Below are 24,587 nucleotides of genomic sequence, written 5' to 3'. Positions count from 1 at the left end.
GGAGGCTATTATGTCACTTACCGATATCGCTCACCGTATCAATGAACTCGCTTCATCATGGGAGCAATTTAAATTAATAAATGATCGCAAACTAAAAGAAATTGAAAGCAAAGGGCGTGCTGATTCTGCAATAATTGAGCAGCTATGCAAGGTAAATAATACCATTGATAGTTGCAAAGAGCGTTTAGACTTGATCGAAACTGCAGCTCAACGTCCAGAAGTAAATACAGATTTTAGCACAAGCGATAAATATTTTTCTGATTATATCCGCAAGGGAATGGAAAGCGGTTTATCACACAAAACCCTCAGTGGAGATGATAATGATATCGGAGGGTATCTAGTTACTCCGCATATTGTAAAACGCATAAACAAGCGCGTAACTGATTCGTCCCCAATGCGACAAATATGCTCCAGTCAAAGAATCTCTACTGAAACATTGGATTACATTATAGAAGATTTTGACCGTGCCGGTGCAGGTTGGAGTAGTGAAACAGTAGATGATGAGGACGGTGGTAATAAATCTAAGTATGATTTTGCAAAAGATACGGACACACCTAAAATCCAAAAAATTTCCATAACAACTTACGAATTATATGCTCAACCACAGATATCACAAAAGTTACTCGATGATGCGTTTGTCGATGTTGAGAGTTGGCTGGTGGAAAAGATTGCCGAGACTTTTAGCAAGGAAGAAAGCGAAGCCTTCATTAAGGGTGAGGGCACTTTTCAACCAAAAGGGATTTTAGCTTATGAAAATGGAAACAGTTATAATAAAATAGAGCAAGTTAAAACTGAAAAATTGGATAGCGATTCAATAATGGTGTTGTATTACTCTCTGGACGAATATTATTCCAAAAACGCATCATTTTTGATGAACAGGAGTACGTTGAAGAATGTTAGGCTACTAAAAGCTCAAACAGGTCAATATCTTTGGCAACCAAGTTTGTCGCTTGAAGCTCCAGATACCTTAATGGGAGTGCCAGTATACCAGTCTGCCGATATGCCACCTGCATCAAACATTCAGCTACCAGTAATTGCGATGGCAGATTTCAAACAAGCTTATAAGATTGTAGATAACAGAGGAATGAGAATATTAAGAGACCCTTATACGAATAAACCTTATGTGAGGTTTTTTGTCACTAAGCGTGTCGGCGGAGAGGTTGTAAACACCAGTGCTATTAAATTGTTGAAAGTTGCGAGCAAGTACTAAAAACTTCCGCAGCATCATCTTTATAGCCGTTTTACTTCTTTTTGTATAGCTCCATCCTATGGCTTACTGTACGAACATTGTAATACGGTATAATGTTACGACGATGTCATTCCAGTGCTTGACACATATAGCTAAACTGACTTAGATTTACCGACAGTTTGAAAAACAAAAATTCGTCATTCCGCTACTTGTTAGCGGAATCTATGCTGAGATACCGCGAATAAATCGCGGTATGACGTAGGAAAACCTTTCTTGGGTTAGCTATATAATGTGAGAAGTCTATTTTCTCTTTAAAGTAAAAAATAGTTGACATGTTATACTATTTATGAAATAATTCAGTTAATTTATTATTAATTTAAGGAGTAAAATATGTGGAAAAACATAAAAAAGTTTTTTAAGTGGATTGCTGATCACACAGGGATTTCATGGATTGCAAGAAAAATTTCATCAGGGTGGAAGTCTGGTAACAAGACAAATCAAGCAGGTGGAACTAGTCAACCGAGAAGTCAAGTACCAAGTAAATCTCAAGTTAATGGTACTGCTATTAATGATATTGTTATTCCAGAGGGAGCAAACTCACCTGCTGCTTTAGAAGAGGAGTTTTTTGATGCAGAAGAAAATCAACCTTGGTTACCAAATTCAGAAACTACTGAGTCAGAAGTGCAACCACGAACTGCTTGTATTGGTCGTAGAAATAGCATCTAACAGTTACTGTAATAGCTAAATCTTCAAAAAGAGCACCTCAAGAGGTGCTCCTTTTTTTCTTTCTTATATACACAAAAATCATATAGAATTGTAAACGCAGTTTTTTTATTCTGATGCTTTTCAATTCTATAGCTCTGGTTGTCTCTCTATTACTATTTTTCTACATTATCGTAAAAAAACTGAGCGAAAAGAAAGCAAACCTTGAGGGTAATTTATGTAAATTAGAGCAAGAACTTCAAGAAACAAAGCAAAGTTTGCTTACGAAGAATGAAGAAATAGTTGATTTAAGGGTCAAAAGAGCAGAACTTGAAGTAACTTTGCAAAAAGAACGTGAGGAAAAGAAAAAGGAAATAGAATTACTAACAAAAGCAGAGGAGAGATTAACAAACACTTTTAAAGCGCTCTCTCTTGATGCTTTGCAAACAAATAACAATAATTTTCTGAACTTAGCAAAGGAAGTAATCGATAGTAAATTAAAAGAAACGGAAAGCGATTTCAAAAAAAGACAAGCAACGATCAACGAAGTTGTAACTCCAATAAAAGAAAAATTAGAAAAATTCGATAATGAAATACGTGAGCTAGAAAAGGAGAGGGTAGGGGCCTATGAAGGTTTAAAGGAGCAAATTGGAGCGCTGATGAACCAAACTTCCAACCTTGCTAATGCCCTGAGGAAACCTCACATTAGGGGCAAATGGGGTGAAATGCAACTCAAAAGAGTGGTAGAAATGGCAGGAATGATTGAGTATTGCGATTTTTTTACTCAGCCGTCAGTGATTGATAAAAACGAGGATAATTTATTGCGTCCTGATTTAATAATCAAAATGCCATCTGGAAAGCAAATAATAATAGATGCTAAAGTGCCGCTTGATTCTTACATGGATGCTATATCACAAAATGATTTGCAAATACAAAAGGAGAAATTAAAGAACCATTCCCTGGCAATAAAAAAACACATAAATGACTTGGGTAAAAAAGAGTATTGGAATCAATTTGAAAATACGCCAGAACTTGTGGTACTTTTCTTAACAGGGGAGGGGGTTTTTAGCGCAGCACTGGAATATGAGCCCGCTTTGATAGAGATTGGAGTGGAAAAAAAAGTGATCATTGCAACACCGATCACTCTAATTGCGTTGCTGAGAGCAATAGCGTATGGATGGAAGCAGGAGATGATAGCTGAAAACGCAAAGAAAATCAGTGAACTAGGTCATATTTTATATGAGCGCATTTGCACAATGGGTGAAAACTTTGATAATTTGCGCAGGAGCTTAAAAAGCGCTGTCGATCATTACAATAAAACCGCTGGTTCGCTTGAAGCAAGAGTGTTTCCTGCTGCTCGAGAATTCAATAAGCTTGGTATACATGCAAAAAATAAAAGTTTAAGTGCTGCAAAGGAATTAGAGTCCTTACCGCGCAGTTTACATACTGGGGAATTGAAAGTAGATTAGACTTCTATTGCACTAGCAAACAAAGAAAGTATTGTTTGTGGCGGAAAATTATTACTTAAATATTTCTCACTCAAGTTTCACTTTAGATCTATAGCTAGTGCAAGTCAGGTTTCCCTACGTCATACCGCCGCGGTATCTCATCCGCTAACTAGTAGCGGAATGACGAATTTGTTGTTTTTCAAATTGTAGGTAAACCTAAGCCACTTTAGCTATAGATCCCGCTAACAAGCAGCGGGATGACGATTGTCGGTAAATCTAAGTCAGTTTAGCTATACCATGCTGAACGACAGATACGGCATACGGGTACATTTTTTAAAGTAGTCAAGCTACTTTGATGACAGAAATTTAATGATCCAGGATATACTCCTTTGTTAAGGGAGATTGAGCATTTTCGAATATTTCTTGAGTGCTTCCAGATTCAACGATCTTGCCATTATGAAAGAAAATTACACTATCAGATAACTTTTTAGCTTGTTTCATTGAATGAGTTACCATAATTATGGTAAATCTTAATTTCAGCTCTTGTATAAGATTTTCAATTGCATTGGTTGCCATTGGATCAAGAGCAGAGCACGGTTCATCCATTAATAAAATAGTTGGCTTCACTGCAATTGCGCGAGCGATGCATAGCCTCTGTTGTTGGCCACCAGATAAATTGAGTGCGCTATCTTGCAATCTGTCTTTTAATTCTTCCCATAAGCCAACTTTAGTTAAACTATTTTCCACCATCTCATTCAATTTTTGCTTATCCTTCACCATACCATGCAGTTTTGGCCCATAAGCAACATTGTCATATATTGATTTTGGAAAAGGATTTGGCTTTTGAAATACCATGCCAACTTTTGCTCTGAGTAGCACAACATCCATATCGCGTGAATATATATCACCCAGCCCATCGATATCTAATTCACCAACAGTTTTGCATCCAGGTACATAGTCATTCATACGATTAAAACAACGCAAAAATGTTGATTTACCGCACCCAGATGGTCCGATAAAAGTAGTAACTTTTCTTTTATAAATATTCAAATTTATATCGAATAAAACTTGTTTAGAGCCATACCAAAGATTTAGATTGTTAACGGAAGCGTGTATATCGCTCATATAACGTCCTGCATTGAATAGAGCCCCGGAATTTCTCTTTTATTTTCGTATAGCCATACTGCTGCTTGAACAGCTCCTCTAGCAAACGTTGTGCGATCAATTGCTTTGTGGTTTAGTTCTATCTGTTCATCAGAATTAACAAACATCACACTGTGATCTCCTATTACTCCACCTCCACGAGATACTGCAAAACCTATTCCCCCCTTTTTTCTTATGTTTGAACCGCTATGTAGATATTGATTGGACTGAAAATCCACTTTTGAAGCGTTAGCAATTGTTTTGCCAAGTTCCATAGCTGTTCCAGATGGTGAGTCCTTTTTTAAGTTGTGATGCATTTCCCAAATTTCAACGTCATATTCATTACCTAAAAGCTCAGCAGCTTTTTTTACCAATTTCAGCAATACATTAACCCCAACACTCATATTTGCTGACCATAATATTGGAACTTCAGCAGCATATTCTTTCAAATCGACACCTTCTATTCCAGTTGTGCCACTAACCAGCGGTGTTTTAAATTTTACAGCTGCTTTAAGGCAGTCTAACATACACTCTTTAGTTGTAAAATCTATTACAACGTCAGATGACTCAAATATGCCACTAATAGAACTTGTAACTTTAATTCCTAGATTGGAACCGCAGCCTATAATTGGTCCAATATCTGAATCTATGTACTTACTGCCTGAACGGGCAACAGCACCTGCTATTTCCACTTCGGCATTTGTAATTAATTCATTGAGTATTTTCTTGCCCATTCTGCCTAAGCAGCCTATTACTCCAACTCTGATTTTCATAAAGCTTTTTACGTTTATTAAGAATGTTATGCCTTTTTTTAAGCTCTGTCACTTCTGATCTATATTCTATAGCTGACCCAAGCAACACGTCATGCCGTCGCGGCGCTAATTAGTAGCGGAATGACGATTGTCGGTGAACCTAAGTTACTTTAGCTATAGCTGACCCAAGCAACACGTCATACCGCAGCGGCGCTAACTAGTAGCGGAATGACGGTTTTTCAAATTGTCGGTAAATCTAAGTCAGTTTAGCTATATATGACTCATTTCTTTACTGTAACTTAACAAGAACTGGTCTGTAGCTAATAGTTATTGATAATAAGGGTAATTAACTTTGATAAGAATCTTTTCTGTGTTCAATTGAAGTCTGTATGTTCTGGAATATCTATATAGTAAATTATGCGGTAATCGTAGACTACGCTGCCCACTTAAATTATGCCACAAAGGTTTTTCAAGTGTAACCGTTCACAGATTTCCACTTAATTCTTCAATCTCACTAATAGAAAGGCCAGTAAACTTGACAATAGTGTTGACATCAACATTATTAGCCAGCATTGCTTTTACGACTTCAATTTTCCCTTCAGTTTTTCCTTCCTCTTTACCAATTTTTTTGCCTTTTTCAGTAGCAAGATCAAGTCTGTATTCAAGAATGGCTTCTTCTTTCCGTAGATCCATTATCCTTTCTTCGTAAGCTACTAAATCTTTTTCGTTCCAACGAAACTTATCTAACTCATCATATGCTAGCTTTATTATTGGTGCTTTTTCTGCTATCTCTTTTAAGTCCTCTTCTGTTGTTTCTTCTGCGTATTTAAAAAAGAAACACCACCTTTCTACTATACTTTCTAACTGCTCTACTTTACTTTTTGAAAATTTGGGCAATTCTATAAAGATAAATTGAAAATCTTTTAAGTAATGGCCGTTGGTTTTTATATCACGTATATTATGAGTAGAGATATAACCAACTTCTTCAGGAAGTAAGCTACAATTTGATATAGCAATAAAGAAGACTTTCTTTAAATCAATGTAGTTGCCAGATTTATCTAATTGTCTTGAATAAGCCTTAGCAGCATACAGTTGGGCACGTTTCTCAAAGCCCTTGTCTCTAGCGAGCTGCATTTCTGCTATATATCTATTTCCGTGAGAATCCTTGCAGAGAACATCAACAATACTTTGTTTATCAGAGGCAACTTCGGGATCCATAATAGTGCTAAGAAACTCAACTTCTTGTATTGCATTTATCTCAGTAAACCCTAAAATATCGTTCAAAAAGTGGATCAGGATATTCTTATTTTTTTCCGTTCCAAAGATTTTTTTGAAACACAAATCATTGCGAGGATCGAGAAATTTTGAAAGAGCCATAGCAAAAGTGCTTAAAATTATTAATAATTATACACTATTATTAATAATTATTCAATCATATTTTTGAAGATAGCTATAGCTAACGCGTCATATATTTTTAACTTACAACTGCCGCGAACCGTCATACCGTCACGGTATCTCTTAGCATAGATCCCGCTAACACGTAGCGGAATAACGGTTTTTCAAATTGTCGGTAAATCTAAGTCAGTTTAGCTATAGGCAGCAATTTTCTGTATTTACTTTAAATTGAAGAAAGCTCAAATGAAAGATCGTGTTTTGCTAAAAACCACAGAATGCAGTCTGATTACACCTTATCTTTGTTAGCTATAGCAAGTAATTGTATTTGTAATATGACAAATCTCATGTTGAAAAATCATTTTATGATCTAAATCAGTTTTTTTACAAGTAACTTCTAAGCTTATCAATTTTCCCAAGATCTTCTTAAGTTCTGAAAGTTGCAAACTTTTCAAATGAGATTTAAAGCTCTGCAATTGTTTAAAAAACAATGGAGGGCTTAGCTGATCAATCGCAGCCTGCTCACTCATTCCACCTTGCACTGACAGCAAAACGTTTTCAAGGCGTAGGAAATAATTTGATATAATGCGAATTAGCGCTATCGGTGAAAAATTTTCTTGCGATATCAATGCATCAGAAATTCTAATGAAGCGCGATATATCTTTACTTGCTATGGCAGAGCATAGATCATCAAGTGTAGCATAGTCGTTACCAGAAGTTGAAAAGCATAATTCTATATCAGTAAGTTTTAGGTCTTTTCTCTCTCCTAGATACAAAACTAACTTCTCAAGTTCTGAACATATAGGCAGCTTTCTATGGTTAAAGTAAGATTGCAAATGGTAGATTATCTCATTTGTGCATTTTATATCATTTTGTTTTAAGTAACTTGATATAATGTCACAAAGATTGCTGTTGCTGTCTTTATAGCAAGCAATTACACCAAAAATTTTTGAACTCTCCATATAACTTTTAGTCGCAGAATTATATGAAAGATCACTTGCTACCATCATTACATAGTGACCACTTGCGTTATAATCCAATACGTTTTTTAACTCTTTGGATATACCTCCACTCACATTTATCAGCTTAATTAATTTTTTGCTGGTAAACATCGAAATGTTTGCCAATTCAGAAAACAGTAAACCGGGTGACTTATTCACTATTGCAAAATCCATCACCTGAACTGAATACTCATCCAAATTAGCAATTATTTCTTGTACATAAAAACCAACCCTACTGTTATCACTTCCATGAATTAACACACCACTTAAAGCATCAGGTTTCTCTAGGAATTTTTTAACTTTGGATGGTGTGACCCTCATGCCATCTATATGATATCATTCTCATTTGACTGTACATGAGCATCCAAAGACTCTGAGTTTTCTTGCGCAATATTGTGCACATCATCTGCCGTACTCTGCACATTATCCGACTCTTCTGTTTTTCCTGTAATATAATTATAAAATTTTTTCACAGGTTGAGATATATATTTGGAAAAAAATCCTTCTTCGCTCATATTGCTTACTCCATAAAATTAACACCTTACCATTAGCACATAAACAATAATATAGCAAAGACTATTTTGTGCTAAGATAGTGATGTTTTATAATGAGTATATTACAAAATTATTAACATTCGAGATTAAAATTAAGCCAACCTGCTTAATACTAGCCTTATAAAATAAGCGATAATTAAATATACAGCTGCAACAAGTATAATTGCAGGTCCAGTTAACAAATCAAAACTTGCAGATAACATCAGACCCGATATCCCAGAAATCACAGAAAAAACTGTTGCAACAATAATCATCTGCATCGGAGTTTTTGAGATGAGCCTTGCAGATGCTGCTGGTATTAGCAAAAATGCAGCAATGAGTAATATTCCTATTAATTGGGCAGCAATTGCTATAAATATAGCAAGAGTGATTAAAAATTCTAGTCTAACAAAATTAACATTAATCTTCTCAACTACTGCTAAATCTTGATTAATTGAAATCATTAACCAATAACGCCATCTAAATATTAATATCAAAGTAACTATTACAGAGGTTAAAAAAATCAATACTATATCACTTTGATCGAGCGTTAATATATCACCAAACAGTGAGCTAATAATACTATTATTGCCCGATGGAAGAAAAGACATAAGTATTAAACTCGATGATAAAACTACATTGGTAACAATGTTCAATATCGTATCAGCAGAATATAATCTGTTAAAATTAAGAGAAAGTAGTATAGCAAATGTAATTGCAATGAGCATTATGCTAAGCGATGGGCTAATCTTAAAGATTAAAGCAAGTGCAACACCAAGCAACGAAGAATGGGACAAACTATCACCAAGGTAAGATAACCTTTGCCATATCATAAACGATCCTAAAGCGCCTGTTACTAGGCTAATTACGACTACTGCAACTAGACTGTTGATGAAAAAGTCCTGGGTAAACATTTCAAGCATGCTATATGGCTATTAGATAACTGACAACAAATTTATCTTCGGATATCAAAATGTTATGGGTTCTGCATGCTGCACCGGTTGTCATAAATTCAAAATTTAAACCTTTTTGTTCCATAAGATAGGACTTCACTGAAGAACTTAGTATATTGCGTGTTTTACCAGTACCTATTATCAAAATTTCTATTTCCTCTGTTAAAAAAGATTTAAAATGTTCCTTGCTATTTATATCACTTTCTTTCAATTTAATCACCTTTTCAGGAAAAACTATAATTGAGCCGCAATACTCTTTATTATTCACCAAAAATTTTCCTTCCCTGTAACCATTTATAAGATTTTTATTCTCGGAAATTAAGGGAGTTATATCCATAAAGTCAAACTATTAATTGAGTGTCACATACCCACCATTCTGGTTGCTTTTTTCTGATATTAGCTGCAGCAGCTTTTGCATTTTCCTCACTATCGAATATTCCAAAGCATGATACACCGCTGCCTGACATGCGAGAAAGTATAGAGCCTTCTTGTGACTTAAGTGTTGATATCACATCCTTAATTTCAGGAACAAGGCTTATTGCTATTTCTTGAAGATCGTTTCTCGTCTCTTTAAGAAGCTTCAACAAATCCTTTTCAGCGTCATCGCTCCATTTAATTGGCTCAGAGAATTCTCCTTCATGTTTGGAAAATACCTCTGGTGTACTCAAAAACTTTTTTTTCGGTTTCACAAGCACCACATTTGTGGGTAAGGAAAATTTTTGGACATAGCACAATTCTTCGCCAATACCTCTAACAAAAACAGGCTTGCTATCTACACTTGCTGGAACATCAGCACCAACGTTTAAGGCTATTTCATTTAAAATCGTCCTATCAATCTCCCACAGCTTCCCTAGCGTACGTACCACAGCTCCAGCATCTGAGGACCCGCTACCGAGTCCTGCAGCAATTGGTATGTTTTTTACAACCCTTACAGTGACTTTAGTGCGTACAGGAGCATGTTTAAACAGCAGATTAACCGCTTTCATTACAGTGTTATACTGGTTATTTATTCTAGACTCGGAGTTTATAAATTCAACTGTAGAGTTATCGTATCTAGAATCCTTCTCACCTACTTTTATTTCCAAAAAATTAGAGAGATTAGCAAAGACAAACAAACCCTCAATCAAGTGATATCCTGTTTCCTTCTTATTTACAACATGCAAAAAAAGATTGATTTTTGCAGGCGCCTTTACACAAAAACTTTTCATTATATATCTTCACTAACACTATTTTTACATTATATGTATAATGCTATTTTAGTCAACTTCTATAAGGTTTTCGCACTTCTGATGAGATCAAATGCCATAAATCCTAATTTCTCTGTATGGGTAAATGCGTCCGCTGGTACAGGCAAAACAAAAATCTTAATAGACAGAGTATTGAGACTTTTATTAGAAAACAAAAGAAATATTCTTTGCTTAACATTTACCAACGCTGCAGCAAACGAAATGGAGAATCGCATTCACAGCATACTCAGCAAGTGGGCGGTATGCTCAGAGAGTGTGTTGGTGGCAGATCTAGAACAACTAGATTTCTTTCCAATGTCATTCCAGCGCGTGACGCTGGAATCCAGTAAAAAAAAAGAATGGATCCCAGTGTCGAGCACTGGGATGACAGGGGGTGGTGCATCGCATAACCATGATTTAAGCAAAAAACCAGCGGTAAACCCTTCGGTGTCATCCCAGTGCGTGACACTGGGATCCAGAAAAAATAAAGATTATTTAACAAGAGCAAGAAGGCTTTTCTCTGAACTGGAAAATCTTGGTTTAACTATACAAACCATACACGCTTTCTGTTACAAATTAATTTCCAACTTTCCCATAGAAGCTGGCATCGCCCCAAATTGTACGCTGAGTGAATGTAAAGAATTACATTCCATCATATTCAATAAAGTGCTTCATAATGAGGCTGTGCAAGATAGTATAAACTTCATTGCAACTGAAATTGATGAAAATAAATTACGCGATTTGCTTTATACTTTATGTGTAAAAAGATTTGCGTCAGCAAATGATTTGGAATATATCAAAGAAAAACTCAATGCTCCAGATGGAATTCATGACGTACAGAGTGGAACGACTGAGCACATAAAAAGATTAGCCGAGATATTAAGTGAAGGCAGTAAAAGAGATCAGAGTTACAGTGAAATACTTTATGATTGGTGTAATAGATTCCTTGTAAAATCTCCTATCATTCCACCACTCTCTGTCATTCCAGCGCGTGACGCTGGAATCCAGAAAAAAAGAAATATGGATCCCAGTGTCAAGCACTGGGATGACACCGGAATGGAGCGGAAAGACACCAGAATAGAAGATTTAGCCAAGGTATTTCTAAAATCAGAATCGCACGAAAAAAAGAGCATATCATCCATTGCAACAAAAAGTATTTTGGAGAAATTCAGAGATGCAGAGCAAATAATAGAGAGCGTTCAGAATGTAGTGTTTACTCATATAAGAGACATGAACTCTTATCAAATATTCAAAAGAACCAGTAGCTTACTTGGTATATTTAAAGTATATGTTGATCTATATAGTAGCGAAAAATCAAAAAATGCACTGCTTGACTACAATGATATAATTGACTTAGCAACAAATCTTCTCAGCAATCCAAACTACAAAGATTGGATATTGTTTAACTTGGATCAAAAAATAGATCACATTCTTGTTGATGAGGCGCAAGACAATAGCATCAGCCAGTGGAAAATTATAACAAATCTCTGCGATGAATTTTTTGCCGGCAATGATGAAAAGCGAACCTTGTTTGTTGTTGGTGACGTAAAACAGTCCATATACAGATTTCAAGGAGCAAATCCCCATCTATTTAACTATATGCAACAATACTTTCATACGAAAACTGGTTGGATATCATGCCAACTTGAAAAGTCATTTCGCTCAACTCCAGAAATTTTAACACTTGTAGACAGATTATTTAACAACTTCCGCGCAGAAATATCTTTTAATGATAATGAAATAAAACATGTTCCACATAGAGAAAATGACCAAGGATATATTGAAATTTGGCCAGCGTTACCAAGGCGCAAAGAGAAAGAACAGCAAGCTTTACAAATTCCTCTGACATGCAGGGAAGGTTATACAATAGCAGATCGATTACTTGCTCAAACAATAGCCAACAGAATTCACAATTGGTTAAATGAAGGGCGGATTTTAGTCGCTAAAGATCGCCATATAGAACCAAGAGACATTATGATTTTGGTACGACAACGAAACGTGTTAGTTGATTACATAATAAGCGAACTTAAAAAAGCAAACGTGCCAGTTATAGGCCGAGATTATTTTAGAATTATGGACTATATAGCCGTGCAGGACTTAATAGCTTTGGCCGAGTTTTTACTCCTCCAGGCAAATGATCTAGCTCTTGCAAATGCTTTAAAATCACCACTATTTAATTTTACCGAGGATGATTTATTTAACATTGCATATGATCGTAAAGAGCATTCACTATGGGAAAGAATTCAGGATTATTCTGTGGTTATCTATAGTGAATTAAACTATTTCATTAACTTATCTCGCATAGAGTCTCCTCTTGCACTATTTACACATATATTGCGTACAGGTAAGAAGAAATTTGCTGCAAGGCTAGGTCTTGAGTGCTTCGAGGTTCTAGACGAATTTATGAACCTTGTGTTGCAATTTAAAAACCCATCTCTTCAAGCGTTTGTTCAGTGGATCAAGGAGAATAACCCGGAGATTAAGAATGATATGCAATCAGAACGCAATGCTGTGCGAATAATGACAATTCACAAATCAAAAGGTCTGCAAGCTCCCATAGTATTTTTGGTTGATACAAACACAGTGCCAAGAAACAGTGAAAGCATTATCTTTGATGGAACAGAAGTGCCATTTTGGTGTGGAAAAAACAACAACGCTTATTGCGATCAAGTAAAAAGAGAGAAAAAACTAGAGGATTATAATGAATATTTGCGTTTATTATACGTAGCACTCACGCGTGCTGAAGATGAGTTATACATCTTAAGTAAAGAGCCAGTGCAAAAGGGCTCTTGGTATGATCTAATCACTCAGTATGGAGAACCATATGAAAAGAAACAAGCATACTTACAGCCAATATTTAAAGAAAAAGTTGAAGTGCTATGTGTGAACGCAAACTACCCTTACATTTATAAAAAACGTGATTATTTTGACGTTCCAGTGATTTCGCTTCCGCCAGCTTTAGCCCACCCTTCGGTGTCATCCCAGCATCTTCCCCTGTCATCCCAGCATCCTCCCCTGTCATCCCAGTGCTTGACACTGGGATCCAGTAAAAAAGAAGGAGAACAAGTGTCAGCTCACTCTCCGGTGCCATTTCAGCACGTGACGCTGGAACCTGGAGAAAAAAAGGACTGGATCCCAGTGTCACGCACTGGGATGACAAATAGGGGTACTGGAATGACAGAAAGTAGCGCTGAAACGAAAGACAGTTATACAAGGGGCTTAATAATCCACAGCATATTGCAGTATATGCCCAAGATAGAAAAAGAAAGGAGAAAAAATTGGGTCAGAAAATATCTTGACAATATAAACACCAGTGAAGATAAGGATGAAATTTACAGTAAAATATTAGCCTTTAATGAAAAATATGGCTATTTGTTTGATTTGGAAGGTAAGTCAGAAATTACACTGAGTGGAACAATTGATGGCAAGTCAGTATTAGTACGACTAGATAGGCTATGCATAACGCAAGATAAAGCAATCATAATTGACTATAAATCACACCGTAACGTTTCTGTTTCCTCATTAAATGAAATAAAAAAACAGATGTTGATCTATAAAACCTTAGTACAAGAGATATATCCAAACAAGCAAGTAGAGTGTGTGGTTATTTGGGTAGAAGATTTAACTCTGCAATCTGACTTTTGATAAAATTTGATTACAAGAGATAGCTACTACGTCATACCGCCACTCCTTTCTCGTCATCCCGCTACGTGTTAGCGGGATCTCAGCATAGCTATCTTAAAGCTAAGTAATATAAGTCAACCCAGCTATGATTCTTTTGGACGAGCTTATCGTCATCCCGCCGCGAACCGTCATACCGCCGCGGTATCTCATCCGCTAACACGTAGCGGGATGACGAATTACTATACCGTCACGGTATCTCAGCCGCTAACAAGTAGCGGAATGACGAGCTTATCGTCATGCCGCCGCAAACCGTCATACCGCCGCGGTATCTCAGCCGCTAACACGTAGCGGGATGACGGTTGTCAGGCTAGCTGTCATCCCAGTTTGGAATCCAGGAAAAAGAATGGTGTCATCCCAGTGCTCAGACACTGGGATGGCTTTGTTGCATCGCACCTTATACTGGTAGTAATTTACGATAAATATCATGTAGCCATTTCAAATTTAGCCATACCAATTTCAGTAAATTGATTAAGCAAATAGCACTTAATCAGCAATTCTTTTTCGCGATTTACTTCGGATTTATTCCTAAAGCTGAATCCAAATATTTGCTTTAATCTTGAGAAAAACCCTTCAATATAAGATCTTTTCCCATAATTTACTTCTTTTTTCCATTCTTTTACGCCATCTTCACCGTATAATTTTATTAACCTAATAGCAGCATTTCTGTCAGACATATAATCTATTTCTGGATGTTCTGCCGCATTGTTTATTGGTGGAATTTTTGCCTTTATATCATATTCGTGACACAATTTGTAAAACTTGTGCCTATCATATGCCCTATCTGCATATAGTGCTTTTATGATATGCTGAAAATTAACTTCTTTAAGCAAATCGCAAGCTCCATAGTGATCAGAGTAGACACCGTTACTGTATTTTACAGCTATAGCTTTTTTGCTGTTTACATTCAACATTACATGCAATTTTCTTGTCTGTTCATAGCCATGATATTTTCTGTTAGCGCTATTTTCCTTGCTGTGACCAGGGGTATTGTTGTAAATGCTGATACCTGTACTATCTATAGCAATTTCGATGTCTTCCATATTATTTTTATCAATTCTGCAATCATTGATCTTAATATTAAGTTTCTTAAACCTTCTTGATGCTTGTGAATAGCTGATAACTGCTAAATCTCTTCCTATTTGTTGCATATATCCTTTTATAAACCCCACCGTTTGTCTTAAACCAATTCTAAAAAGATTGACAATTATATGCACCAAAATCACAACTTTATCACTGTAAATATAGTTGCCGCCTTGCATTTTTGGACTATTTTCATACCAATTTTCTATGGCTTCATTGATATAATGAAAAATATTTCCTCTTTCCTGGAGAAATTTGTTATATTCATTTTGGTTACTGACTTTCATTTTCTGTGGCATATTTTTTCTTCAACAGTTAAATGGTTATTTATAATGAATTTTGTCAGTAGCCACCAGATTTTTTCGGTTGCTATGCAACAAAGCCCACTGGGATCCAGGAAAGTTTGCTTGTTTACAAGCAAACTAGCATAGAAAGTGGTTACAACGTTTTCGATGAGATTATATGGAAAACTGGATTCCAGTGTCAAGCACTGGAATGACATCACAGGGGCACTGGAATGACACCTCTCTTGGGCTCTTTCAGCTACAAACATTAAGAAATTTACCAAACGAAAAAAAAGGCAAAAGAAGCCCTAGTCATTGTCTATTTTCAGTATTGGCGTTTTTTTATATTTTAAACGTCTAATAACCGCGACTCAGCTGCTTTTTAATGCAACTAACCTTTAGTCATAAATATTTAAGAAATTTACTAAGCAGAAAAAAAGGCAAAAGATACCCCGTGTTAGCTAGTTGTCACTCTCTAATCCTGCAAATTGGCGTTCTATACTGTCTTAAACGCTTTATAAGCGCGTTTCAGCTTATATAGGTAAAAACCTAGAAATGTTGTGAAGACATAAGGTGCTCATAGTGCAAAAAATTAAAAATAAGACGCCAATCACGTAATACTGTTGTCGTTTAATCTGCACAGATTGAAGATAAATGAATACCTCCAGTACCATGATAAGGGGGCTGGCGAAATGTGTCAAGGAATTTTTATGTAAGAGATCTATTGAAATGCCCCTGTAAAATTATACTATTAATTAGTACGCTGTAAATTTAAAATTATAAATATGTTAAGCAGATTGGTAATTTTGCTATTAGTTTTTATACTTCCTTTTTCTTCATACTCATACCAGTTTAGAACCAAAGCAAAGCAAGCAGTAGTTTTAGATTTAGCTTCAGACTCGCTCATTTTTGACCATAATTCCGATGAAAAAATGGCCCCATCTTCAATGAGCAAGCTAATGACTTTATATATAGCCTTTGATTATCTAAAAGCTGGAATAATAAATATGGAGGATAAATTTCGAGTAAGCAGAAAAGCGTGGGAAAGAAAAGGCTCTTCTATGTTTTTGAAAGAAGGTCAATTTGTTACGGTGAGGGAATTACTTGAAGGAATTACAATAGTCTCAGGTAATGATGCCTGCATAACACTAGCTGAGGGCATTGCAGGATCAGAAGAGAATTTTGTGGCTGAAATGAATGAGGTTGCACAAAATTTGAATCTGAATGACAGTCATTTTGTCAACTCAAGTGGGTGGCCAGACGAAGATCATTTCATGAGCGCAAAAGACTTGGTAATACTGGCAAAAAGGATTTTCACCGATTTTCCTGAATATTATGATTTATTTTCTGAACAATATTTGACATATAATGAAATTGCACAAAAGAATAAAAATCTTCTACTTTTTCACGACATTGGGGTTGACGGTTTAAAAACCGGTTATACAAATGCTGGTGGTTACGGCATTGTAGCATCTGCAAAACGAAATGATAGGAGAATTTTTGCTGTCGTAAATGGTTTAAACACTGAGAAAGAGCGAATAGAAGAAGCAAAAAGACTGATACAATACTCCTTAAATCATTTTAATACTAAGAAAATATTCGTTAAAGACAGTGTAGTTGAGGAAGTAAATGTTCTTTATGGGAAAGATAGAAAAGTACCTGTCACAGTTGCAAACGATGTTACCATAACTTACAACCGCAAATTGCATGACCAAATTAAGGTGCGTATTGAATATAAAGATATGATACCTGCACCAATTAAAAAAGGTCAAGAAGTGGGCAAAGTTTTTGTAGAAATACCAGGCATTGAACAACAAACTACACCACTTTATGCAGCAAATGACGTACAGGAATTGAATTTCGTAGAAAAGTTTTTTAGAATGTTGTTTTAAGTTTGATATTAAAGTAATTTCGAAAGAGAGATCTATTGCACTTTAGTGTAGTTTTAACTAACAATTTCTGTTACAATACAAGATTGAAATGTTACGAAAATGTGCTGGTTATATTTGTTGCTGTCCAGTATCCTAGAGATACTGTGGGCTGTAACGCTAAAGTTTAGTAACAGTTTTACTAAAGTTGTGCCTTCGATTGCAACATTGGTAATTATGATCATTAGCATTTACTTTTTATCTCTTGCAGCATGCTTTCTACCTATTAGAGTATGCTATGCAGTTTCCTCTGGAATATGCACAATTGGAATAACTATAATTGGTGCAACCACTTTCACAGAGAATATTAATTTATCTCAAGTTTTATGTATCGTTTTAATTGTAATAGGAACCATAGGGCTAAAGCTCTCTATTTAAACCTAAAAATTTATGCATGAATTGGATATATTTACTCTTATCGTCACTAATTGAAGTGTTCTGGGTCATAACACTTAAGCATAGTTATGGATTTACTCATCTTGTACCATCAATAATTAGCATATTCTCCATGGCTCTTAGTACGTATTTACTTTCGCTCGCTACACGTTCTATACCTATCGGAGTATGCTATGCAATTTGGACTGGAGTGGGCGCTATAGGAGCTTCGATACTTGGAGTTTACCTATTTAATGAACCAGTTAATTTATTCGAAGTAATATGCTTTATTTTAGTTACATTCGGGATTATAGGATTAAAATTGTTTGATACTGCAAAACAAACTGTTGATAAAATGGAATAAGAGATCCCAAACTGGGATGACACTAAAGGCACTCCATCTTGTCATGCAACTGGAATCCAGCTTATGAGAGCTACAAAAAATAGCTTGACAAACTCCGTCAGCCCTCTTACCATGAAGCTGAAGCTATTTATTTATCTTCGCAATCTCTGCAGTGGATTAATGACAAAAAACTTAATGTATTTGGCGTAAATCATGCTTAATTTTTGCACTATGTGCACCTCATGTCTTTATAAAACTTCTAGGTTTCTACCTATATAAGCTGAAACGCGCTTATAAAGCGTTTAAGACAGTAAAAGACGTCAAATAGACAAGGGAGAACTTGAATACTAGCTACCCTGGGGTTTCTTTGCCTTTTTTTTCACTTAGTAAATTTCTTAACGTTTATAATTTAGGTTAGTTGCATTTAAAAGCAGCTAAATTGCAGCATTTAGAATAAAAAACGCCAATATTTTGAAGTACATATAAATAACTAGTCACCAACGGGGCTTCTTTTGCCTTTTTTTTCGCTTGGTAAATTTCTTAATGTTTATGGCTAACATGAAGCTAAGTACGAACTTTGTTAAACACAACGAATGGTGTCATTCCAGTGCTCCTTTTTTTGTCATCCCAGTCTGGGATGGCTTTGTTGCATCGCTACTTATGAAAGGCTAACTATAGCTAAGATTATAAGCAACCTATTGAAAATCTTGTTTTTTTGCAATCAATCTGATCAAATTTAAGAATAGTAATTTATTATTTATATTAATAAACTTAATTCTATTGAAAATAGCTAAAGCATTGAAATTCTTGAATTTTAGCCGGATTAGTGAGTGGTAGTGAAATTTCTTTTACTCAAATTTAGGTATTCACTGACCGTTCTTGTTATAAATACCAGAATAATAAGCTACTGATATTCTCCATCTTTTTTATCTTTAATCCATCATAGCTAGCGATGCAACAAAGCCGTCTGGGATCCAGTTCTTATTACCTGGTATAAAGTTAAGTTTTCTGGATCCAAGTAGTCTGGGCACTGGCTGCCTAGTGGAAATTTATAACAACTGTGTCAACCTTCTCTACACAGCTCCTTCTTTTCATTTACGTTTTGCGCTTCTTTCGTTTCGTCCATTTTAGTACTAGGTTTTAATATGCTATATGTAATACCACCAAATGAATTCTTATAGCTAGACAGCCCCATGTCATACCGCCGAGGCGCTAACAAGTAGCGGAATGACAGCAGCCCTACGTCATACCGCCGTGGTATCTCTTAGCCGCTAACAAGCAGCGGGATGACGGTTGTCGGTAAGCCTAAATTACTTTAGCTATAAAAGTCTAATTTTGCTTAGTAAGCACACTAATTATAAAACAGTCTATATTACCATCAAAAACAGAATTTATATTGCCTACTTCATGTCCAGTTCTTAAATCTTTCACCATTTGATATGGATGCATAACGTACGATCTGATCTGATTGCCCCAGCCTATATCGCATTTTTTACCATACTCTTCAGCCATCTTTTGTTCTTTTTTTTCCAGTTCAATTTGGTATAAACGTCCTTTAAGTAATTTTAACGCCTCATCCTTATTTCTGTGTTGAGAACGACCATTTTTGCATTGAACTACAACACCAGTTGGAATATGCGTAATGCGTACCGCACTTTCAGTCTTGTTCACATGCTGACCGCCTGCTCCGGAAGCACGGTAGGTGTCGATTTTCAGATCCTTTTCATCCACAGCAATATCAATTAAATCTTCTATCACTGGAGTTACTCCTACACTTGCAAAACTGGTATGACGTTTACCATTTGCATCAAACGGCGATATTCTAACCAGCCTGTGAATTCCACTTTCACTTTTTGCCCACCCATAAGCTTTTTCTCCAACGATTTTTATCATTGCGGACTTTATACCAACCGACTCTCCTTCTAATTTTTCTACAACTTCAACTTTAAAGTTGTGATAAATTTCTGCCCACCTTACATACATGCGCATCAGCATTTCAGCCCAATCATTGCTCTCGGTTCCGCCAGCTCCTGAGTGGATTTCTAAAAAGCAGTCATTGTTATCTGCTTCACCAGTAAATAAGGATTCTGTTTCTTTACACTTGATTAATTTTTCTAACTTTACCAGTTCATTTTCAACTTCGGAGAAAAATTCTTCATCATTTTCATCAATAGCGAATTTCATTAAATCGATAGCGTTACTGTAGTCGCTTTCCAGCTTTAAAAACGACTCTACGTCATTCTTAATTTTAGAACGTTCTTTTAAAATTTCTTGTGCTTTTTGGTTATCTTGCCACAGATCATCATCTGCAGCTTGGGAGTCAAGCTCTTCAAGACGCAACTTTAATTTTTCTATGTCAAAGACACCTCCTGATAAGAGAAATACTTTTATTTAAGCTTTGAAAGTGTTCAAGAATTTCTGAATAAGTTTTCATTATACTTTAGATTTTAATATATTTACTATTACTAACAATAACAGCAAACAAAATAGAAATTTAACCATATAGTAGTTAATTTGAAATAATTTTATTATACTTTAATGCTCAACGGAATCAAGCACATATATTTAAAGGTAAAATAATGAATATTAAAATAAGTTCTCATTATGGTTTAGACAAAAAGGCTATTGATGACTTAATAGAGTCACTTGATAACGATGAGCTAGAAAATGTTCGTAATATTGTAAAAACGATAGATAGCGTTCAGTTAGCTTATTTTTTATCTACTTCAATCAGTGATCACAGGGAGAAACTAGTTAATATCCTCGATCAACATTTGTTAAGTGATGCCCTAGTGCATGTAGTGCCAGATTTACAAATAGAGATCATAGAAACATTGGGAATAGAAAATACAGCAAAGTTACTAATGCTCCTTGATGTAGAAGATATAGTAACCGTAGTGAAAGATTTAGATAGAAAGTCTGTAGAAAATATACTTTACTATTTGCCCAGCAAGACTCAGAAATCAGTAGAGGAGTTGCTATCATACCCAGAAGAAAGTGCAGGGAGGTTAATACATAAAGATATGGTTATAGCTCCATATTATTGGACAATAAATCAACTGACAGAATTTGTGTGCAACTATAAAAAAATACCAGAAAAATTTTACCAGATATTCATTATCAACTCAAAATTAGAGCCTATAGGCAGTGTTAATTTAAATAAGGTAATATCTCACTCAGGAGACACAATAATAAAAGAGATAATGGATCATGACATAAAAATCATTAAAACTGGAGTAGATCAAGAGGAAGTAGCAAGAATATTTAAAGATTACTCTCTATTATCAGCTCCGGTAGTAAATAAGAATGGTAAAATTATAGGTGTGATCTTAATTGAAGATGTGATAAAAGTTGTTCAACAAGAAACAGAAGAGGATGTACTCAAAATAAGCGGTGTATCTTCTAAAGCCGATATAAATGCCCCTATATACAAAACTATAATTAAAAGGCTACCTTGGTTACTGTTTAACCTCTTAGCTGCAACAATGTGTTCCATAGTAGTTGGCTTTTTCGATGATGTAATAAAAAGTTTTATAGTACTGCCAATAATCATGCCGATAATTGCATCAATGAGTGGAAATGCAGGATCGCAAACGGTAACACTAACCATCCGGGCAATCGCAACAAAATATCTAACTGAGCAGAATGCAAAAAGAATACTTGTAAAAGAGTTTTTAATAGGTCTTATAAACGGGGTGATCTTATCTACTATTTCATTAGTAGTGTTAGCAATAAGGTTTCACAGCTTCAAAGTGGAGATGATTTTTGTGGTCTCCATGATTATGATGTCAATTATTGCAACGTTCATCGGAACTTTCATTCCTATAATGCTTCATCGTTTAAAGTCTGACCCTGCCGTTTCTTCTTCAATCCTAACATCGGCAACAACTGATATTCTCTCAGCTCTTATATTTCTTGGTTTAGCTACGATCTTTTTATTAAACAGTTGACACTATCTATAGCTAACACGTCATACCGCGATTTATTCCATAGCTGTACGAACATTCATTTTTAAAGGTAAACTGTACAGCGAATGGTGTCATTCCAGTGCTTGACACTGGAATCCAGCCTTTTCATAATCATCAAAACGTTGTATTGTAACATAAAACGGCTACTTTTATGCTTACCAACTTAATAAAATTCCTGGATCCCAGTGTCTGGGCACTGGGATGACACCCTCCTGATAGACAATGTTCGTACAGCTGTGGATTTATTCGCGGTATCTCGGCATAGATTCCGCTAACTAGTAGCGGAATGACGGTTTTTCAAATTGTCGTAAGTCAGTTTAGCTATAATATCAAGTTTCACAACTTCACCAACTATTTCTTTCTATTAAATAAGAATAAATTGCCTATACAAAAATAGATTGGCAATATTTCAAGTCTGCCAAGCAGCATTAAAAACGATAGAAATAATTTTACTTCATTATTGAAAGAAGAATAGTTACCTGAAGGGCCTATTAAATTACTAAATCCCGGGCCAGAGTTTGTAAGCGTTGCAGAGACTGAGCTGATGCTAGTTATAAAGTCTGCATTGCTTAAGTAAGACATCACTACTGATGAAATGGTAAACGTTAACATGAAAATTGCAAAAAATATAAAGACAGAGTGAACTTCATCATTCTCCAGAATTTTTCCATTGAATTTTACCCTATTGCCTGCGCCTGGGTTTAATAAAAGGCGAAAGTGATTTTCTATAGACCTTAGAAAAATGATCAAACGAAAGATTTTGATGCCACCACTTGAAGAACCACTACATCCACCAACAAAGGTTAGAAAAAAAGCTAAGACTGAAATGAAGCTCCAATCTATATGATTACAGATTGCATAACCAGTTGACGTAATCAAGGAGGTGATGGTAAATGTGCTGCATCTAAATGATAATGACACTCCTAAATCAACATTTTTATACAACCAAAAACAAGCAAATAAAGATGAAACAATAACTATCTTAACAAAGTAAGAGACCTGTTCGTCATAGCAAATGTCTAACCGTCTTATAATTTTTAAATAGCTAAGAAAAGGCAGAGAACCCAAAATCATAAAAATGATCGTTATGACTTCTAATATAGGGTTATTATAGTGCCCTATAGAATCATTATAGTTAGCAAATCCACCAGTTGATACAGCGGACATTCCGTGACATATTGCATCAAACAGTGGCATACCAGCTAGATAATAGGAAAATATACATAACAAAATTAGGCCATAATATATTGCCGTAACATGAACCACTACGCTTCGCGTGTTCGGCAACTTCCTTTTGGTAGCATCTGAATATTCAGAATAAAGTAAATTATTTAGGCTGAGAATCTTGAGCATAGGAAAAACTGCAATTCCTAAAGTGATTACACCAAAACCACCTATGCCATGCAGCATTGCTCTCCACAGCAGTATTCCCGAAGATTGCTTTTCAATATCATCAAATATAGTTGCCCCTGTGGTTGTGATGCCAGATATCGTTTCAAATAATGCATCAACATAGCTCAGATTATCAAAATAGAAAGGAATAGCTGCAAACAAAGACAAGGCAATCCAGGTGCAACTAGTAACCGCAAAAATTGCTGGCATGCCATGCAATCTACTTAATTTACCGAGCAAAATAAAAGTTACGCCAGATGTGCAGGTAATTATGAATCCAGCGAGGAAATTTTTCCATTCGTAGCTGAGATACTTATTAGTAATAGCAGGAATAAGCATTGCTAAGCTAAATAACAATAGGAATATTCCCACAATAAATACAATTGAGCGTAAAGTTTGTAAACGTTGATGATTTTTCATAGAGTTACTTCCTCGCTATACAAAGCCATAAAAGCTACTCTAACGTCAAGCACTTTGTTGTAACAGCGCACTTGACTTACTTGTAAATATGTGTGATAATTAAGCTATAGAAAATAGAGGTAAGATATGATTGGATTAACTAATGCACAAGAAGAAATTCTAGGTTCATTAAGACAGGCAGTCTGGAATGGCAATTTTCAAGAAGTCCAGAACGTACTCGACAATAATGAACATAATGATATACAAGCAGTTTTGAGCCACAAGGGGACTTTGACTAGTGACAAAGGTACCATTTTAGATTGTGTTATTGACTGTCCTGAAGCTAGCGTTAACACTAAAGTAGGGATCATTGAACTAATTTGGAAGAGAGCTGATCAAAACACTCGTGATTTTTTGTGTGGTTACAAGATAACAAATAAAACAGTTATTGAAGAAGTGGAAGAGCACAAGAGGGTAATGGGTCTTGATTCCAACGCTCCTATAGTAACTAACACTACTGCACCAACTACTGGCAACAAAACCCCAGAAAATAACGATACAACCTTCTGGAGTGAACACAAAGGGAAGATCGCTCTAAGCGTTGGACTATGCGTAGCTGGTGCTGTTGCAGCCTATGTGCTAGCGTATCCTGCAGTTGCATTAGCTTTAACAGTTTTGGCAGCAGTTATATTAATAGGTGCTGGTATTGCTAAGGTTTGTGAGAAAGTGAAAAATCCAAGTGTAGACAAGGTATTTGACAAAAACGAGCAGTTATTGAATCAATAGACTTCTTAC

General features: G+C 35.6%; 23 protein-coding genes. 10 read left to right on the top strand and 13 right to left on the bottom strand.

Features of this window, described 5'->3' with window-relative positions:
• Positions 1–10: 10 nt before the first annotated feature.
• From OPR48_RS04280 to OPR48_RS04270, 3 genes are all read left to right on the top strand, one after another.
• Positions 11–1,210: a phage major capsid protein gene (locus OPR48_RS04280; RefSeq protein WP_265025552.1), complete on the top strand. Its 1,200-nt coding sequence runs from the start codon at positions 11–13 to the stop codon at positions 1,208–1,210.
• A gap of 369 nt (positions 1,211–1,579) precedes the next feature.
• Entirely contained in the window at positions 1,580–1,915 is a 336-nt protein-coding gene (locus tag OPR48_RS04275) for a hypothetical protein (RefSeq protein WP_265025551.1), read from the top strand.
• A gap of 113 nt (positions 1,916–2,028) precedes the next feature.
• A complete protein-coding gene (locus tag OPR48_RS04270) occupies positions 2,029–3,360 on the top strand; it encodes a DNA recombination protein RmuC (RefSeq protein ID WP_265025550.1) in 1,332 nt (443 codons plus the stop codon).
• 345 nt (positions 3,361–3,705) lie between these two features.
• On the opposite strand, the gene pstB is transcribed toward OPR48_RS04270, so the two are convergent.
• The 8 genes from pstB to OPR48_RS04230 all read right to left on the bottom strand — a co-directional run bounded on the left by pstB (position 3,706) and on the right by OPR48_RS04230 (position 10,321).
• Positions 3,706–4,464, bottom strand: a complete 759-nt coding sequence (gene pstB, locus OPR48_RS04265; protein ID WP_265025549.1) for a phosphate ABC transporter ATP-binding protein PstB — start codon at positions 4,462–4,464, stop codon at positions 3,706–3,708.
• On the bottom strand, positions 4,461–5,255 hold the full coding sequence (gene dapB / locus OPR48_RS04260; RefSeq protein WP_265025548.1) for a 4-hydroxy-tetrahydrodipicolinate reductase: 795 nt from the start codon (positions 5,253–5,255) through the stop codon (positions 4,461–4,463). Before dapB ends, pstB begins: the two co-directional genes overlap by 4 nt.
• Positions 5,256–5,717: 462 nt before the next feature.
• Complete coding sequence (locus OPR48_RS04255) at positions 5,718–6,611, bottom strand: Rpn family recombination-promoting nuclease/putative transposase (protein WP_265025547.1); 894 nt, start codon at positions 6,609–6,611, stop codon at positions 5,718–5,720.
• A gap of 320 nt (positions 6,612–6,931) precedes the next feature.
• Positions 6,932–7,948 carry a DNA polymerase III subunit delta gene (holA, locus tag OPR48_RS04250; RefSeq protein ID WP_265025546.1) on the bottom strand — a complete coding sequence of 339 codons (1,017 nt, stop codon included), beginning with the start codon at positions 7,946–7,948 and terminating at the stop codon, positions 6,932–6,934.
• 5 nt (positions 7,949–7,953) lie between these two features.
• Positions 7,954–8,142, bottom strand: coding sequence for a hypothetical protein (locus tag OPR48_RS04245; protein ID WP_265025545.1), 189 nt, complete (start codon positions 8,140–8,142; stop codon positions 7,954–7,956).
• Between the two features lie 131 nt (positions 8,143–8,273).
• Positions 8,274–9,083: a metal ABC transporter permease gene (locus OPR48_RS04240; protein WP_265025544.1), complete on the bottom strand. Its 810-nt coding sequence runs from the start codon at positions 9,081–9,083 to the stop codon at positions 8,274–8,276.
• 1 nt (position 9,084) lies between these two features.
• Positions 9,085–9,450, bottom strand: coding sequence for an Mth938-like domain-containing protein (locus OPR48_RS04235; RefSeq protein WP_265025543.1), 366 nt, complete (start codon positions 9,448–9,450; stop codon positions 9,085–9,087).
• Positions 9,451–9,454: 4 nt separating this feature from the next.
• Positions 9,455–10,321, bottom strand: a complete 867-nt coding sequence (locus OPR48_RS04230) for a 4-(cytidine 5'-diphospho)-2-C-methyl-D-erythritol kinase (protein ID WP_265025542.1) — start codon at positions 10,319–10,321, stop codon at positions 9,455–9,457.
• 81 nt (positions 10,322–10,402) lie between these two features.
• On the opposite strand from OPR48_RS04230, the gene OPR48_RS04225 reads away from it, so the two are divergent.
• Positions 10,403–13,984: a UvrD-helicase domain-containing protein gene (locus OPR48_RS04225; RefSeq protein WP_265025541.1), complete on the top strand. Its 3,582-nt coding sequence runs from the start codon at positions 10,403–10,405 to the stop codon at positions 13,982–13,984.
• A 309-nt stretch (positions 13,985–14,293) separates the two neighbouring features.
• On the opposite strand, the gene OPR48_RS04220 is transcribed toward OPR48_RS04225, so the two are convergent.
• From OPR48_RS04220 to OPR48_RS04210, 3 genes are read right to left on the bottom strand one after another with little or no spacing between them, the layout of a single operon-like run.
• Positions 14,294–14,449 carry a hypothetical protein gene (locus OPR48_RS04220; protein ID WP_265025540.1) on the bottom strand — a complete coding sequence of 52 codons (156 nt, stop codon included), beginning with the start codon at positions 14,447–14,449 and terminating at the stop codon, positions 14,294–14,296.
• Positions 14,446–15,402: an IS5 family transposase gene (locus tag OPR48_RS04215; RefSeq protein WP_265025539.1), complete on the bottom strand. Its 957-nt coding sequence runs from the start codon at positions 15,400–15,402 to the stop codon at positions 14,446–14,448. Before OPR48_RS04215 ends, OPR48_RS04220 begins: the two co-directional genes overlap by 4 nt.
• Positions 15,387–15,671: a hypothetical protein gene (locus OPR48_RS04210; protein WP_265025538.1), complete on the bottom strand. Its 285-nt coding sequence runs from the start codon at positions 15,669–15,671 to the stop codon at positions 15,387–15,389. The genes OPR48_RS04215 and OPR48_RS04210 overlap by 16 nt, the downstream gene beginning before the upstream one ends.
• Before the next feature lie 501 nt (positions 15,672–16,172).
• Between OPR48_RS04210 and OPR48_RS04205 the strand changes: the two genes are divergently transcribed.
• The 4 genes from OPR48_RS04205 to OPR48_RS04190 all read left to right on the top strand — a co-directional run bounded on the left by OPR48_RS04205 (position 16,173) and on the right by OPR48_RS04190 (position 18,773).
• Positions 16,173–17,279 (top strand): D-alanyl-D-alanine carboxypeptidase family protein, encoded by a 1,107-nt coding sequence (locus OPR48_RS04205; RefSeq protein WP_265025537.1) that lies wholly within the window; start codon positions 16,173–16,175, stop codon positions 17,277–17,279.
• A gap of 114 nt (positions 17,280–17,393) precedes the next feature.
• The gene (locus OPR48_RS04200) at positions 17,394–17,693 is read left to right on the top strand and encodes a DMT family transporter (RefSeq protein WP_244262397.1); all 300 of its coding nucleotides are present in this window, start codon (positions 17,394–17,396) and stop codon (positions 17,691–17,693) included.
• Between the two features lie 16 nt (positions 17,694–17,709).
• Entirely contained in the window at positions 17,710–18,054 is a 345-nt protein-coding gene (locus OPR48_RS04195; protein ID WP_265025536.1) for a DMT family transporter, read from the top strand.
• Between the two features lie 572 nt (positions 18,055–18,626).
• Positions 18,627–18,773, top strand: coding sequence for a hypothetical protein (locus OPR48_RS04190; RefSeq protein ID WP_265025535.1), 147 nt, complete (start codon positions 18,627–18,629; stop codon positions 18,771–18,773).
• Positions 18,774–19,362: 589 nt separating this feature from the next.
• Here OPR48_RS04190 and prfB read toward each other — a convergent pair.
• Positions 19,363–20,467 (bottom strand): peptide chain release factor 2 gene (gene prfB, locus OPR48_RS04185; RefSeq protein ID WP_265025534.1). Its coding sequence is split into 2 segments (ribosomal slippage): positions 19,363–20,391 and positions 20,393–20,467, totalling 1,104 coding nucleotides; the frame shifts between segments, so codons are not numbered across the junction.
• 145 nt (positions 20,468–20,612) lie between these two features.
• Between prfB and mgtE the strand changes: the two genes are divergently transcribed.
• Entirely contained in the window at positions 20,613–21,983 is a 1,371-nt protein-coding gene (mgtE, locus tag OPR48_RS04180; RefSeq protein WP_265025533.1) for a magnesium transporter, read from the top strand.
• A gap of 369 nt (positions 21,984–22,352) precedes the next feature.
• On the opposite strand, the gene OPR48_RS04175 is transcribed toward mgtE, so the two are convergent.
• Positions 22,353–23,813 carry a TrkH family potassium uptake protein gene (locus OPR48_RS04175; protein WP_265025532.1) on the bottom strand — a complete coding sequence of 487 codons (1,461 nt, stop codon included), beginning with the start codon at positions 23,811–23,813 and terminating at the stop codon, positions 22,353–22,355.
• A gap of 126 nt (positions 23,814–23,939) precedes the next feature.
• On the opposite strand from OPR48_RS04175, the gene OPR48_RS04170 reads away from it, so the two are divergent.
• On the top strand, positions 23,940–24,578 hold the full coding sequence (locus tag OPR48_RS04170) for a DUF2157 domain-containing protein (protein WP_265025531.1): 639 nt from the start codon (positions 23,940–23,942) through the stop codon (positions 24,576–24,578).
• Positions 24,579–24,587: the final 9 nt, after the last annotated feature.

The organism is Wolbachia endosymbiont (group A) of Bibio marci (genome assembly GCF_947251645.1).
Lineage (GTDB): Bacteria > Pseudomonadota > Alphaproteobacteria > Rickettsiales > Anaplasmataceae > Wolbachia.
This window is presented reverse-complemented; position numbering and strand designations above follow the sequence as displayed.

Coding starts and splice junctions, on each gene's coding strand:
- mgtE (WP_265025533.1), top strand. CDS start 20,613: ATGAATATTAAAATAAGTTCTCATTATGGTTTAGACAAAAAGGCTATT.
- OPR48_RS04255 (WP_265025547.1), bottom strand. CDS start 6,611: ATGGCTCTTTCAAAATTTCTCGATCCTCGCAATGATTTGTGTTTCAAA.
- holA (WP_265025546.1), bottom strand. CDS start 7,948: ATGAGGGTCACACCATCCAAAGTTAAAAAATTCCTAGAGAAACCTGAT.
- OPR48_RS04270 (WP_265025550.1), top strand. CDS start 2,029: ATGCTTTTCAATTCTATAGCTCTGGTTGTCTCTCTATTACTATTTTTC.
- OPR48_RS04215 (WP_265025539.1), bottom strand. CDS start 15,402: ATGCCACAGAAAATGAAAGTCAGTAACCAAAATGAATATAACAAATTT.
- OPR48_RS04190 (WP_265025535.1), top strand. CDS start 18,627: ATGGTGTCATTCCAGTGCTCCTTTTTTTGTCATCCCAGTCTGGGATGG.
- OPR48_RS04240 (WP_265025544.1), bottom strand. CDS start 9,083: ATGCTTGAAATGTTTACCCAGGACTTTTTCATCAACAGTCTAGTTGCA.
- OPR48_RS04275 (WP_265025551.1), top strand. CDS start 1,580: ATGTGGAAAAACATAAAAAAGTTTTTTAAGTGGATTGCTGATCACACA.
- OPR48_RS04225 (WP_265025541.1), top strand. CDS start 10,403: ATGAGATCAAATGCCATAAATCCTAATTTCTCTGTATGGGTAAATGCG.
- OPR48_RS04195 (WP_265025536.1), top strand. CDS start 17,710: ATGAATTGGATATATTTACTCTTATCGTCACTAATTGAAGTGTTCTGG.
- OPR48_RS04205 (WP_265025537.1), top strand. CDS start 16,173: ATGTTAAGCAGATTGGTAATTTTGCTATTAGTTTTTATACTTCCTTTT.
- OPR48_RS04220 (WP_265025540.1), bottom strand. CDS start 14,449: ATGATATTTATCGTAAATTACTACCAGTATAAGGTGCGATGCAACAAA.
- dapB (WP_265025548.1), bottom strand. CDS start 5,255: ATGAAAATCAGAGTTGGAGTAATAGGCTGCTTAGGCAGAATGGGCAAG.
- OPR48_RS04170 (WP_265025531.1), top strand. CDS start 23,940: ATGATTGGATTAACTAATGCACAAGAAGAAATTCTAGGTTCATTAAGA.
- OPR48_RS04235 (WP_265025543.1), bottom strand. CDS start 9,450: ATGGATATAACTCCCTTAATTTCCGAGAATAAAAATCTTATAAATGGT.
- OPR48_RS04175 (WP_265025532.1), bottom strand. CDS start 23,813: ATGAAAAATCATCAACGTTTACAAACTTTACGCTCAATTGTATTTATT.
- OPR48_RS04245 (WP_265025545.1), bottom strand. CDS start 8,142: ATGAGCGAAGAAGGATTTTTTTCCAAATATATATCTCAACCTGTGAAA.
- pstB (WP_265025549.1), bottom strand. CDS start 4,464: ATGAGCGATATACACGCTTCCGTTAACAATCTAAATCTTTGGTATGGC.
- OPR48_RS04230 (WP_265025542.1), bottom strand. CDS start 10,321: ATGAAAAGTTTTTGTGTAAAGGCGCCTGCAAAAATCAATCTTTTTTTG.
- OPR48_RS04280 (WP_265025552.1), top strand. CDS start 11: ATGTCACTTACCGATATCGCTCACCGTATCAATGAACTCGCTTCATCA.